This is a genomic window from Sinomicrobium weinanense, assembly GCF_018863395.1.
Classification (GTDB): Bacteria; Bacteroidota; Bacteroidia; order Flavobacteriales; family Flavobacteriaceae; genus Sinomicrobium; species Sinomicrobium weinanense.
The window spans coordinates 556,105-568,550 of the sequence record NZ_JAHKRR010000003.1; the positions used below are offsets into that span (position 1 = coordinate 556,105).

At 43.7% G+C, this 12,446-nt stretch carries 14 protein-coding genes; 5 read left to right on the forward strand and 9 right to left on the reverse strand.

The genetic code is table 11. The features are described from left to right. Positions 1-35: 35 nt before the first annotated feature. From tnpA to KN811_RS11955, 4 genes are all read left to right on the forward strand, one after another. Complete coding sequence (gene tnpA / locus KN811_RS11940) at positions 36-500, forward strand: IS200/IS605 family transposase (protein ID WP_187963788.1); 465 nt, start codon at positions 36-38, stop codon at positions 498-500. A gap of 165 nt (positions 501-665) precedes the next feature. Next, entirely contained in the window at positions 666-1,823 is a 1,158-nt protein-coding gene (locus KN811_RS11945; RefSeq protein WP_187963789.1) for a serine hydrolase domain-containing protein, read from the forward strand. Positions 1,824-1,903: 80 nt separating this feature from the next. Further along, positions 1,904-4,105, forward strand: a complete 2,202-nt coding sequence (locus KN811_RS11950; protein WP_187963790.1) for a S41 family peptidase — start codon at positions 1,904-1,906, stop codon at positions 4,103-4,105. 122 nt (positions 4,106-4,227) lie between these two features. Next, positions 4,228-4,941 carry a 3'-5' exonuclease gene (locus KN811_RS11955; RefSeq protein ID WP_187963791.1) on the forward strand — a complete coding sequence of 238 codons (714 nt, stop codon included), beginning with the start codon at positions 4,228-4,230 and terminating at the stop codon, positions 4,939-4,941. On the opposite strand, the gene KN811_RS11960 is transcribed toward KN811_RS11955, so the two are convergent. The 4 genes from KN811_RS11960 to KN811_RS11975 form a co-directional block, all read right to left on the reverse strand. After that, positions 4,930-5,895: an endonuclease/exonuclease/phosphatase family protein gene (locus KN811_RS11960; RefSeq protein WP_187963792.1), complete on the reverse strand. Its 966-nt coding sequence runs from the start codon at positions 5,893-5,895 to the stop codon at positions 4,930-4,932. The two genes, KN811_RS11955 and KN811_RS11960, sit on opposite strands and share 12 nt — an antisense overlap. Before the next feature lie 142 nt (positions 5,896-6,037). Then, the gene (locus KN811_RS11965; RefSeq protein WP_187963793.1) at positions 6,038-6,322 is read right to left on the reverse strand and encodes a DUF1330 domain-containing protein; all 285 of its coding nucleotides are present in this window, start codon (positions 6,320-6,322) and stop codon (positions 6,038-6,040) included. Between the two features lie 15 nt (positions 6,323-6,337). Beyond that, entirely contained in the window at positions 6,338-6,745 is a 408-nt protein-coding gene (locus KN811_RS11970; protein ID WP_187963794.1) for a DinB family protein, read from the reverse strand. Between the two features lie 85 nt (positions 6,746-6,830). After that, complete coding sequence (locus KN811_RS11975) at positions 6,831-7,481, reverse strand: helix-turn-helix transcriptional regulator (RefSeq protein WP_216334828.1); 651 nt, start codon at positions 7,479-7,481, stop codon at positions 6,831-6,833. A gap of 594 nt (positions 7,482-8,075) precedes the next feature. Here KN811_RS11975 and hflX point away from each other — a divergent pair. Continuing rightward, positions 8,076-9,287, forward strand: a complete 1,212-nt coding sequence (gene hflX, locus KN811_RS11980) for a GTPase HflX (protein WP_187963796.1) — start codon at positions 8,076-8,078, stop codon at positions 9,285-9,287. Between the two features lie 75 nt (positions 9,288-9,362). Here hflX and KN811_RS11985 read toward each other — a convergent pair whose 3' ends face one another. From KN811_RS11985 to KN811_RS12005, 5 genes are all read right to left on the reverse strand, one after another. After that, complete coding sequence (locus KN811_RS11985) at positions 9,363-10,283, reverse strand: DUF3078 domain-containing protein (protein ID WP_187963797.1); 921 nt, start codon at positions 10,281-10,283, stop codon at positions 9,363-9,365. A gap of 103 nt (positions 10,284-10,386) precedes the next feature. Next, on the reverse strand, positions 10,387-10,890 hold the full coding sequence (locus KN811_RS11990) for a DUF2480 family protein (protein WP_187963798.1): 504 nt from the start codon (positions 10,888-10,890) through the stop codon (positions 10,387-10,389). An 84-nt stretch (positions 10,891-10,974) separates the two neighbouring features. Continuing rightward, positions 10,975-11,304: a DUF59 domain-containing protein gene (locus KN811_RS11995; protein WP_187963799.1), complete on the reverse strand. Its 330-nt coding sequence runs from the start codon at positions 11,302-11,304 to the stop codon at positions 10,975-10,977. Between the two features lie 109 nt (positions 11,305-11,413). Then, entirely contained in the window at positions 11,414-11,836 is a 423-nt protein-coding gene (locus KN811_RS12000) for a SufE family protein (RefSeq protein ID WP_187963800.1), read from the reverse strand. Positions 11,837-11,868: 32 nt separating this feature from the next. Next, positions 11,869-12,321, reverse strand: coding sequence for a hypothetical protein (locus KN811_RS12005; protein ID WP_187963801.1), 453 nt, complete (start codon positions 12,319-12,321; stop codon positions 11,869-11,871). Positions 12,322-12,446 lie beyond the last annotated feature (125 nt).

Sequence of the window (12,446 nt, forward strand, 5' to 3'; positions counted from 1 at the left end):
CATTAAAAAAACCCTGAAAGGGTGAAACAATTATAATGCCCGGAACATTCTCACAGATATACATTCAGGTTGTTTTCGCGGTAAAAGGCAGGCAAAACCTCATTGCCCAATCGTGGAAGGACAACCTCTATAAATATATTTCAGGGATTATCAAGGGCAAAGGGCAAAAATCCATTATTGTGAACGGAATGCCCGATCACATTCATGTATTTATCGGGTTAAAACCTTCCATGGCTATCTCCGATCTGGTTAGGGATATTAAAAATAATTCTTCCAAATTCATCAATGAAAACAAATTTGTTAAAGGAAATTTTTCATGGCAGGAAGGTTATGGCGCTTTTTCGTATTCCCAATCTCATATTGATAATGTATATCATTATATATTGAACCAGGAAAAACACCATAAAAAAAGGACGTTCAGAGAAGAATATATAGATTTCCTGAAGAAATTTGAAATCGAGCATGATGAGAAATATTTATTTGAATGGGTGGACGGATAGTGTCACCCCTTCGGGGTTAATTGATTTGCCTTCAATACATGTTCTATAATAATGTCATCCCTTCGGGATTAAATGCAACACAAAATCCCGAAGGGATGACATTATTACAACCCAAACAATATCGCATTCATTAATAAAACCCTGAAAGGGTGAAACATATATCATATGAAATTCCTGAAAGCATTTTTCAAATGGCTGTTGATCCTCGTTATCCTCCTGATTGCATTTCTTTATATCTTCAACTACGACTACCTACTCAAGGCGGTGATCAACATTTACGGCAGGGGCCATACCACGGCCTACCTCGACGATTATACCGTTTTTGACAACCGGATCGTCGAAAAAGGCGACCCCCAGCCCTGGCCCTTACATCGGGATTACAACAAGGCAACGGCAACGGAAAAACTGGAAAGCACCCACAACGAACTTGGGACCGTGGCTTTTCTCATCATTAAAAACGACAGCATCTGGTATGAGAAATATTATGAAGATTACGACAAGGATTCCAAAAGCAATTCTTTCTCTATGGCCAAAAGCATGGTTTCGGCTATGCTGGGCAAGGCCATTATGGAAGGTAAAATAAAGGGCCTGGAGCAACCGGTAAGCGATTTCTTTCCTGAATTTTCCGAAGGCATGGCTGCCCGTTTAACCGTGGGCGACCTCTCTTCCATGGCCAGCGGGCTCAATTGGGACGAATCGTATTACAGTCCTTTCTCTATCACCACCAGGGCCTATTTTGACGACAACCTCCGCGATGTTATCCTGGGACTGAAAGTCGTGGAAGAACGCGGGCAATATTACAAATACCTCAGCGGCAATACGGAACTGCTGGCTATGGTGCTGGAGAAAGCTACCGGAAAAACCCTGTCTGCCTACCTTTCCGACAAGTTCTGGAAACCCCTGGGCGCTGAAAACGATGCGTTATGGCAACTGGACAGCGAAAAGGACGGCCTGGAAAAAGCCTATTGCTGTGTGGCCAGCAACGCCAGGGATTTTGCCCGCTTCGGAAAGTTATACAAGGACCATGGCCAATGGAACGGGAAGCAGTTACTGGATTCTTCCTTTATAGCCAGATCCGTGACACCCCGGTTTCCGGACTCCCCGCAATACGGTTACGGTTTCTGGCTCAGCAATCACAGGAACAAGGAGATCTTTTATATGCGAGGGCATTTGGGGCAATATGTCATTGCAATCCCGGAAGACGATCTTATCATCGTAAGACTGGGACACCGGAAAGCAATCCAAACCGAAGGCGATCCACACAGCAGTGATTTTTACACTTATATTGATGAAACTTATAAAATACTCAAAAAAAACCCTTAATCATTTGTTATTTAACAAATATTTAGATTGTATGTGATGTTTTTTGCTCTTCCTTTAATGGAAGAAAAACCCACGCCATTATGAAAAATCATTACATTTTTATTCTATTCTTCGCACATTATTGTATTTACGGACAATCCCAGGATTTCAATTTCAGCTTTGAAGACATTGAAGGGGAAACACCCATGGGCTGGAAGCTCTTTGGAAATGAGAATTATGATGCCTTTGTAGATAGTACCATTTCGGAGCATGGTAAGAATGCGGCTGTTATAGAATACCATGGAGATCATCCCGAATTTAAAGCGTGGGCCTATGATATTCCCGCAAAATACAAGGGTAAAAAAATAAAGCTCTCCGGTTATATAAAAACGGAAAATGTCACAGACGGCTATGCAGGTCTATGGATGCGCATAGACCCCAGGGTTTCATTCGACAATATGCAAAACAGGGGGATCACGGGAACAACGGACTGGAAAAAATACGAGATCACCCTTGATCTCAAGCCCGATGAAGCCCGGGAAATAGTCTTCGGGGGCCTTTTGGTGGGAAAAGGAAAAATGTGGATAGACGACCTCCAAGTTTCCATAAATGGAAAACTGATCGAAAAAGCTCCTCTAAAAAAACTTTCCCCTGCAGAAAAGGATCGTGAATTTGATCAGGGTTCCCGCATAAAATTCCCGGAACTCAACGATAAAATGATCAGCAATCTCGATCTGCTCGGAAAGATATGGGGCTTTTTAAAATATTATCATCCAGAGATCGGTGCGAGAAACTACAACTGGGATTACGAATTGTTCCGGATACTGCCCGAATACCTACGTGCTTCCACCGATAAGGAAAGAGATGATACCCTATACGCCTGGATAGAAAAATACGGTTCTGTCGAAATCTGCAACACCTGCCAGGCGACTTCAGAAGATGCATTTTTGAAACCGGACCTGGCCTGGATCGATCACAGCGGCTTGTCTCCAAGACTAAAAGACAAACTACATTACATACAACAAAACCGGCATCAGGGAAAGCACTACTACATAAGCAGTGCCCCCGGGTCAGGGAACCCGGAATTTAGGCATGAAAATCTCTACTCCCAAATGTTTTACCCGGATGAAGGCTTCAGGTTACTGGCATTATACCGGTATTGGAATATGATCCAGTACTACTTCCCTTATAAACATTTGATAAGTAAAGACTGGAATAAGACCCTAAAGACATATATCCCAAAATTTATCCATGCCAAAAATGAACTGGAATATGAACTGGCCACCCTGCGAATCATTGGGGACATACAAGACACTCATGCTAATTTATACGGTCAGAATAATGCCATTCGGGAGTGGAAGGGAGCGCTTCGTGCTCCGGTAGTGACCCGGTTCATCGAAAACAAGCTGACAGTCATTGACTACTATAACCCTAAATTCAAAGACCGGACAGGATTGGAAAAAGGCGATGTAATTACCAAAATAAACGGCAAGCCCGTAACTACGCTGATTGAAGAAAAGCTACCTTATTACCCGGCTTCCAACTATACTTCACAATTACTCGGTATGTCCCGGGACCTTTTACGCTCAAATAAAAGCACCATACAGATAAATTATATAAGAGATCGGGAAGAACTGTCTAAAACCCTGAAACTATACCACAGCGATTCGCTTAATATAACATCCTGGTACAGACGCGGTGAAGCAGATAAAAGTTATAAGTTTTTAGATGGAAATATAGGTTATATCACTTTGAAAAGCATTAAACAAAAAGACATTAAAAAGATAAAAAAAGAATTTATGAACGCCAGGGGGATTATTGTAGATATACGAAATTATCCGAAAACTTTTGTTCCGTTTACCCTGGGGTCTTTCTTTACCTCCCGTCTTTCTCCATTTGTAAAGATCACCGCAGCTAATTACAACAACCCGGGAGAGTTTACCTTTACCAGAACCAATAAAATTCCACCTAAAAAGAAAACCTTTAAGGGAAAAGTAGTGGTCCTCGTCAATGAAAATTCCCTGAGCCAGTCAGAATACACAGCCATGGCATTCAGGGCAGGGGACAATGTTACTATCGTAGGGAGTACCACGGCCGGAGCTGATGGCAATGTATCTTCCATTAACCTGCCCGGCGGTTTACGATCTGCTATCTCCGGTATAGGCATATACTATCCGGACGGCACGGAGACTCAACAGGCAGGTATTGTTCCGGATGTAGAGGTTTTACCTACCATTCAGGGAATAAAAGAAGGGAGGGACGAAGTCCTGGAAAAAGCAATTGAGATCATCAATAACGATTGACCGGAAGCGGGAAAAGCATATAAAATTACCCGGTTTCCAGAGGGCGGAATAAAAGATAATTTGTATTTTGCAGTCAGTCAAATCATTACGAGATCATCACGGTTATTTCCTGAAACTAAATTATGCTGCAAAAATTACCCATAGAAAATATCCTTTTCCTGGACATTGAGACTGTTCCCCTGAAGGAAGATTTCGGCTTGCTGACGGAGGAACAACAGGAACTCTGGGCACAAAAAACAGCCTACCAGAGAAAAGACGAGTTCTCCCCGGAAGAATTTTACGACCGGGCAGGTATCTGGGCCGAGTTCGGAAAGATCATATGTATCTCTGTGGGCTACTTTACCAACAGGGGGAATGAACAACAATTCCGCACTACCTCTTTTTACGGGGAAGAGAAAAAGCTCCTTACCGAATTCAAGAACCTGCTGGAAGGGCATTTCAGCCAGCCGCATCATCTTTTATGTGCACACAACGGCAAGGAATTCGATTTTCCTTACATTGCCCGCCGCATGGTTATCCACGGCATACAGATCCCTTATAAATTAAACCTCTTCGGCAAAAAACCCTGGGAAGTGCCTCACTTAGACACTATGGAACTGTGGAAGTTCGGGGATTACAAACACTATACTTCCCTGAAACTCCTCACCAACATCCTCGGCGTCCCTTCTCCCAAGGATGACATTGACGGCAGCCAGGTCAGGGATGTATTTTATGAAAACAAGGACATCGATAAGATCGTTACGTATTGTGAAAAGGATGTGGTGGCTACGGCACAGGTATTTCTGCGGTTCCGGGGAGAGGACATCCTTCCGGAAGATGCTGTCTTACACGTTTAATTTTAACTGTATGTACACCGGAAAGTGATCGCTATACCCACCAAAGTACCTCCGCCCTGCATAGGTGCGAAAAGGGGTTCCCTTAAACCTGCCGCTCCATTCCTTTAAAAAGCGCTTGTCAAAAACATCGGCATGGGCAAAGCTGTGAGTACCCTTTTTTTCTTCAAAAAAGTCGCGGGAAAACAATATCTGGTCAAACAGGTTCCATTTAAAATTGTAGTTGGCACTCCCCCTGTCGTGAGTATGTAATTTTTCCATAGGGTTGTACAGGTCCGGAGACAACAGGTGTTCTTTGATACTTTTGGAAAACGGATTATCGTTAAAATCTCCCATGATGATAAATGTGGGCGCTTCTTCTTCCTGCCTTACCCTATCCATGATCTCATGTACCAATCCGGCCGCTGCAATACGTTTATATGCCGTGTCTTCTTCCCCGTCCCTCCGGGAAGGCCAGTGGTTGACCAGCAGGTGAATGCGCTGATCGTTAAGCAGTCCGGTAACGTGGAGTATATCGCGGGTATAATCGCGCTGGCCGTTTGTATTATCAATCAGCAGCGGTACGGCTTCGGAAGAGACCACCTTAAAATGGCGGGGCTGGTAGATCAGGGCGGTATCTATCCCTCTTTCATCGGGAGAGTCGTAATGCACCAGGTCGTATCCCTTGTTTTTCAGGTGACGCGACTCCAGCAGTGCTTCCACAACCTGCTTGTTCTCCACTTCGGCAAGACCTATCAGTACGGGTGCTCTCTGACTCGTTTTGTAGCCAATACCGGATATTGCTTTTCCCAGTTTGTACAACTTTTTCCGGTATCTTTTTTTGGTCCAGTGCAAAGCGCCTTCCGGTGTAAAATCGTCATCCAGGGTATCCGGATCGTTGCGGAGGTCGAACAGGTTTTCGATATTGTAAAAGCCAACGGTATAAAGGTTGGTAGCAGATTTTTTCTTAAAAAACATAAGGTACGGATATGTTCATAAGGAGTAAAAGTAACAATAATAAGCCAGGAATTTAAAACGAATGATTTACAACGCCTTTTTATTTACAAAAACACCCGGCCGGGTAATGGCCAGGTGTCTATACTGTGCTGCCATTTAATCATTAGCCTACCGCTAAAATAAATTGACCATTTCGGGTAGTTTTTATCCGGATCTTCTTTATCTGCCGGTATTCTTCCGAATGATAGCAGGCCAAAGCCTGTTCCCTAGAAGGAAAGACCACAATGGCATTTACATCTTTGGCCTCTCCTTCAATTGGTGTTGCATTTAAATCAGACACCAGAACTTCTGCTCCATATTTTGGAAGCAGGTTTACTACGGCTTCCACATATTCGGGATATCCTTCACCATCCAAAATATCGTAACTAATAATATAGTATGCTTTCATATATAAAATACCGGATTAGAAAGTGTATTCGGGAGGCACAATATTTTGGCATCTCAAAAAAATGACTGCCTGCCCCCTGTGATGTGTAATGTGGTCAATCGTAGCAAAAAATCCATGGACACTATCATCATTAAGCGAAACGCTTTTTATGGATTCTTCCACATAGGTATACGCCTCTTTGAGATAGTTCATAAGGTCTGCCTTGTTTCTTTTGTCTTCCGGCTGGTCCCATTCGGTCGGCCTGGACAGGATAAAATTGTCTGTCCACCAGTACATGCCGTAGCCTATATGGGCAAGTAGTTCGGCAAAATTCCACCCTGCACCTTCGGGTTTAAAGGAATACCCGCTATCGGGCATTGTCCCGGCTACCTTTAAGGTGTATTTTCCGGAAGTTTCCAGTGTTTTTAAAATTTGTTCTTTCATGATGTGTTTTTTTAGTATTGAACAAAACTAGGCCACCTTAAAAGAGAAGGCTTTAGGATTCTTGCTCTTTTATTTTCCGTGTTTTTTAAACGTACTGTTCGCGGAATCTGCCCGGGGAAAGGCTGTATCTGGCCGTAAAAGAAGCCGTAAAATGTTCAACGCTGTTAAAACCAGATACGTAGGCCACATCTGCAATGGGGCTGGCTGATGTTTTTAACAGCATTTCTGCATTTTTAAGCCTTACGGAAAGCAGGAACTGATACGGTGAACAGGAAGTAAAGGTTTTAAATATCCTGCTGAAATGAAAGGGACTTATACAACATTCGTCCGCAATATCAATTAAAGAAATATCATTGTCAAATTCTTCTATAATAAATGCTTTGGCCTGTTCGATAGTAATTAAATGGTTCTTTTTTAACCTCGCACTGATCTTTTTTTCATTTCGGGGTTCTGCAATGGCTCCCAATGTCTTTTCTATGATATCGAGCACTATACCGTCGAGCTGCAGTTTGCCATAGTTCCTGGAAAATAAAAGGCGCATAAGCTGAAAATGAAGAAATTCGGTTTCGGGGGTTGTACTTATTTGTAATGAATGCAAGTCGTTATCTGCAAAAAAGGCATGGCTGTAATGTTTCTTGATACTTTTATAGAAATCTGCTTTAAATTCAATGATCGTACATTCGTCAGGGATATGATGTATGTGGGCTACCGTATGTTCATATCCTGGTTTTGTCAATAAAATACATCCTGTATGGGAATCATAACTGTGCCGGAAAACATTAAAAAGAAAATTTCCCTTTCTGACAAAACTTATTGAAAAGGCATCGGTATACTCAGGCTTTGAAGTTTTACAGTCAGTACACCTGCATTTAAAATCCAATACCTGGTAGAAATCCGAGCTAAACAGCGTAAAAACATCCGCTTCCATAATTTTTATACAAAATAATAAGATGCTTAAGACAACTGTATGTCAGGAGTATTCTTAAAATCGTATCCTATTGATTAAAAGCAATCTAAATATAAAAAAGTTTTCCCAAACTAAGCAGGCAGGAAATGACTCCGTTATTTACTTTATAAAACGGAATATTGCAGTTCACCGCTAATGGGAAACCACCTTCCGCTTTGAACACAAACCATAAAACCGACCAGACATTAATCAATTTCCGGAATTATAAATGAAATCAACAAGCCCCTGGAAAAGGCGGAATTGTGTACCTTTGTAATACATTAATCCCCACATATACATTTTGTTACTTTCGGTTTGTGGTCACGGGGAATATTCATCAGGAAAGTTACACCATAACAATGGTTTATTGTAGATTATAATTTTATGCTTGAAAAAAAGACACTGGATTATGAAAAAGTAGTGCTCATTGGTGTAATAAACCAGGAGCAGGATGAGAAGAAGTCTAACGAATACCTGGATGAGCTGGAATTTCTTTCTTATACAGCGGGAGGAGAAGTGATGAAGCGTTTTACGCAAAAGATAGACACTCCTAACCCGAAGACCTTTATCGGCCGGGGAAAGATGGACGAAGTTGCAGCCTATGTAAAAGAACACGAAATAGGCACGGTAGTCTTTGACGACGAGCTTTCGCCCGCCCAGCAAAAGAATATCGAGAAAATACTTCGCTGCAAGATCCTGGATCGGACGAGTCTTATCCTGGATATTTTTGCCCAACGGGCCCAGACGTCCTATGCCCGTACGCAAGTGGAACTGGCACAATACGAATACCTGTTGCCCCGCCTGGCCGGATTGTGGACGCACCTGGAAAGGCAGCGTGGTGGTATCGGTATGAGGGGCCCCGGGGAGACTGAGATCGAGACTGACCGCCGTATTGTCCGCGACCGCATTGCCCTGCTGAAAAAGAAGCTGGAAACCATAGACAAGCAAATGGCCACCCAGCGCGGAAACCGTGGCGCACTGGTCAGGGTTGCACTGGTGGGCTATACCAATGTGGGGAAATCAACGTTGATGAATGTGATCAGTAAAAGCGATGTATTTGCCGAAAACAAGCTCTTTGCAACGCTGGACACCACGGTGCGGAAGGTCGTTATCGGCAACCTCCCGTTCCTCCTGAGCGATACGGTTGGTTTTATACGAAAATTGCCCACTCAACTGGTGGAATCGTTCAAGAGTACGCTGGACGAGGTAAGGGAAGCCGATCTGCTGCTTCACGTGGTGGATATTTCACATCCCAATTTTGAGGAACATATTGCTTCCGTAAAAAAAATACTCTCGGAAATAGATACGGCCGACAAGCCGACACTGATGATATTTAACAAGATCGATCAATATACTTATGAGACCATAGCCCCGGATGACCTGGCCACCGAAAGGTCGGAAAAACACTTTACTATTGACGATTGGAAACACACCTGGATGAACCGGATGAACGGGCAGGCCTTGTTTATCTCTGCCCTGAACAGGGAAAACCTCTCGGAGTTCCGCAAAAAGGTCTACGAAGAGGTGCGAAAGATCCATGTGACCCGCTTTCCCTACAACAATTTCCTGTACCCGGAATATGTAGATGAATTATAGTCCAGTTGCCGGTTGCGGGTTGGCCGGTTGCCAGTTTTGAAACCGGCAACTGGCAACCGACAACTGTTTTTTCTCTTAAAATCCGAAATTCACTCCAAGGCCGAATACCTCCCTGATCTGGAATCCCTGGTAGGCATTGTCGTCATATATGGTCTGGAAGGTAAGATTGGTAGAAAGGTAGTCGTTGATCTTCATCACAAGATTCAGCGTATAGTCCAGGTCTACATTCTGCGGGTCTTCCAGGTAGTTGGAATACAGGCTCAGGATATTCTCAGCCGATACATTCTCCATGATGTTGAATTTGTAATACCCTGCGGCGTAGAAACCGAGTTCATAACGGAAGCTCTCCCCGGGATCAATTCCGAAGGTCTCTATGTCATCACTTGAAACAAAGGTTTCGGTATCCTTGTCATAGGTAAAGACTTCGCCGGTGAGGAATGTCATTTTAGACGTAACCGGTGCGAGGTTGAACTTCAGGTTATCGTTCTTTTTCCACAACATACCTGGGCCGAAGGTCACATATGCCGGTTTAAAGAATCCCGAAGTGGCAAAATCTTCGTTCATATCATTTGCGTAGTCATATCCGTCCGTAAACTGTGTCCGGAAATTGGCAAAGAAAGAGTAGCTCCAGTAGCCTGTGGCTTTTTTACCTACGAGAGAGTTAAATTCCAGCCTGTCGTCCGTTTTCCTGGTATTTTCGTCCTTGATCTTGGTAAGGCCGTAACTGGCAATGATCTTGTTGTCCCAGGTCCAGTCTCCTTTGGTATAATTAAAATCGTAATTCAAACTCAGGTTTCCTGCAACGTTGTTCTCTCCCCCGGCAAGCCAGTTAGAAAATGCCGACTGGTTCAATAAAAAGGTAACGGTTCCGCCACGGACCCAGCCTTCCTGTCTTGTAGTGTCCTGTGCCTTGTTAAATGAATCTTCATCCATTACCTGGGCATTCACTGCCACTGCACAAAGCGCAAAGGCCAGTGCGAATACAATTTTTCTCATCTCCTTATTTTTAATTTTTAAAGCCCGCAAACGTAATTCGGACGCTTTGTTCTGACAAAAATAAGAAGTTTTTTAACACAAAACAGGGATAAAGTGTATGATTTTATCGTTTAAATAACGGAACGGAAGAGCATGCCTCTCCATACATCACGCTTTTCGCCACTTTTTGAAGGTGTTCTACCAGCATGATATATGCGTTTCGGGGCACGGGTTTATCGGCACAGCCTTTTACAATGACGGGGAGGTCTTTAAAAGATGAGAAGTCTACTTTCAGCAGGGCATCCCGGTAAACAGCGGTTTCGAGACTTTCCATATCGCCTGCCACCACTTTTTTGCTCACGGGTGTTAAATAGGTGGTTACCAGCATAAATGCCCAGGCGGGAATAATAGCATCGGAAGAGCAGGTGAGTGCCACATAAGCATCCTGGTAGCGGCTCCAGTCATGGTTCTTCAGGGACTGCCGGAAATCCTTTTCCCTGAGGATGAAGCCTTCGTACAGCCATTCTTTTATATCCAGTAAAATCCTTTTCCCTTCGGGATAGTAGTCCCCGGGATCTATGGTTACCAGTTTGCTTTGCGCTATACGATTTACGATCTCTTCGGCCATTTTACTTGGGAGTTTGGGAGTCTTGGAGTTTTTGGTTGATCTCGGTTTTCTGCCCGGGCCGGGCATAAGGTCCGGCTCACGTTTTTACAATAGCCCGAGTTCCAGCTTGGCTTCTTCGCTCATCAGGTCCTGGCTCCAGGGTGGATCGAAGGTGATCTCTACTTCCACATCTTTTATAGAGTCAATGGATTTCACCTTTTCTTCGACTTCCACCGGCAGGGTTTCTGCCACGGGACAATTGGGTGTGGTGAGGGTCATCAGTATTTTCACGTCATAGTCTTCGTTGACGAAAACGTCATAGATAAGCCCCAGTTCGTATACATCCACCGGGATCTCGGGATCGTAGATCGTTTTCAAAACTTTGACGATCTTTTCTCCGAGTTCGGTAGTATCTATGGTTGTTTCTGTACTCATTTTCAAAAATTTTATTTTTAGGTTTTGTTGCCACGAAGGCACAAGGGCACAAAGAATTGCATATCCGTGTTTCTTTTCACTTCATGCCTTAGCGCCCTTTTTTATCCTCTCAGTTTAACTGCGTTTGATATGCTATGGCATACATCTTCAGTTGCTTTATCATATTCACCAATCCGTTGGCACGGGTAGGCGAAAGGTGTTCTTTCAATCCTATTTCATCGATAAAGCCCGTATCGGCATCGATAATATCTTTCGGGGCCTGGTTGGAAAAAGTCCTGACCAGGATGGCAATGATACCCTTGGTTATTATGGCATCACTATCTGCGGTAAAACACAATTTGTCTTCCTGCAATTCGGCATGCACCCACACCTTGCTCTGGCATCCTTTGATGAGATTATCGTCTGTCTTGTATTTTTCATCGATCAGGGGAAGAGTCTTACCGAGCTCTATCATATATTCATAGCGCTGCATCCAATCGTCAAACATGGAAAACTCTGCAATTATTTCTTCCTGGATCTTGTTAATGGTCATATTGCAATTTTTATGCAAAAATACGACAAGTATTATTGCTTTTCAACAGTTTCTGCCAATGCCAGTATAGTTTTAACCAATGGTTCGACCTCTTCCGGGGGATAGCCGTGATCAAAACCGGAAGTCCTGTACGCTTTACCTTCCCTGGTGATGATCAGTTCGGCATGGGCCGCCCCGTCGTAAAGCCTCTTGTCCGTAGGAGCCTTGAGCTCCCTGATTTGGGTAACATCTATTTTATCCAGCACTGCCAGCAGGTCCTGCCAGTCTTTATCGTCCATCTTTGCTAGGGTTTTAGCTGCTTTGTCCCTGCTTTTCTGAACGCTTATGGTTTCCGGGCTTATGACCACCTCGTAAAAAGATCCCCTGGACAGGGCCTTGTATTGAAAACTAATGTTTTCTTTTTGCCCCGTATTTTGCAGGGCAGCACGGTTCTCGCATTCCCTGCCCGCCACGGCAAACAGGAGTATGGCAAACAATATTTTCATATGTGTATTTTGGACGGAAGACTGATGACAGGTGACGGATGCATACATCCCTCATTCGTATTCGGCCTCCTGTCTGATTGATATTCAGTTAAAAGTTGATCATTCCTCTATATGTTCGAAGATCA

Bases quoted from the DNA above. Each gene is read 5' to 3' on its own strand.
- KN811_RS11995 (WP_187963799.1), bottom strand. From the start codon at position 11,304: ATGAGTACAGAAACAACCATAGATACTACCGAACTCGGAGAAAAGATC.
- KN811_RS11990 (WP_187963798.1), bottom strand. From the start codon at position 10,890: ATGGCCGAAGAGATCGTAAATCGTATAGCGCAAAGCAAACTGGTAACC.
- KN811_RS11945 (WP_187963789.1), top strand. From the start codon at position 666: ATGAAATTCCTGAAAGCATTTTTCAAATGGCTGTTGATCCTCGTTATC.
- KN811_RS11955 (WP_187963791.1), top strand. From the start codon at position 4,228: ATGCTGCAAAAATTACCCATAGAAAATATCCTTTTCCTGGACATTGAG.
- KN811_RS11970 (WP_187963794.1), bottom strand. From the start codon at position 6,745: ATGAAAGAACAAATTTTAAAAACACTGGAAACTTCCGGAAAATACACC.
- KN811_RS12000 (WP_187963800.1), bottom strand. From the start codon at position 11,836: ATGACCATTAACAAGATCCAGGAAGAAATAATTGCAGAGTTTTCCATG.
- tnpA (WP_187963788.1), top strand. From the start codon at position 36: ATGCCCGGAACATTCTCACAGATATACATTCAGGTTGTTTTCGCGGTA.
- KN811_RS12005 (WP_187963801.1), bottom strand. From the start codon at position 12,321: ATGAAAATATTGTTTGCCATACTCCTGTTTGCCGTGGCGGGCAGGGAA.
- KN811_RS11965 (WP_187963793.1), bottom strand. From the start codon at position 6,322: ATGAAAGCATACTATATTATTAGTTACGATATTTTGGATGGTGAAGGA.
- KN811_RS11950 (WP_187963790.1), top strand. From the start codon at position 1,904: ATGAAAAATCATTACATTTTTATTCTATTCTTCGCACATTATTGTATT.
- KN811_RS11960 (WP_187963792.1), bottom strand. From the start codon at position 5,895: ATGTTTTTTAAGAAAAAATCTGCTACCAACCTTTATACCGTTGGCTTT.
- KN811_RS11985 (WP_187963797.1), bottom strand. From the start codon at position 10,283: ATGAGAAAAATTGTATTCGCACTGGCCTTTGCGCTTTGTGCAGTGGCA.
- hflX (WP_187963796.1), top strand. From the start codon at position 8,076: ATGCTTGAAAAAAAGACACTGGATTATGAAAAAGTAGTGCTCATTGGT.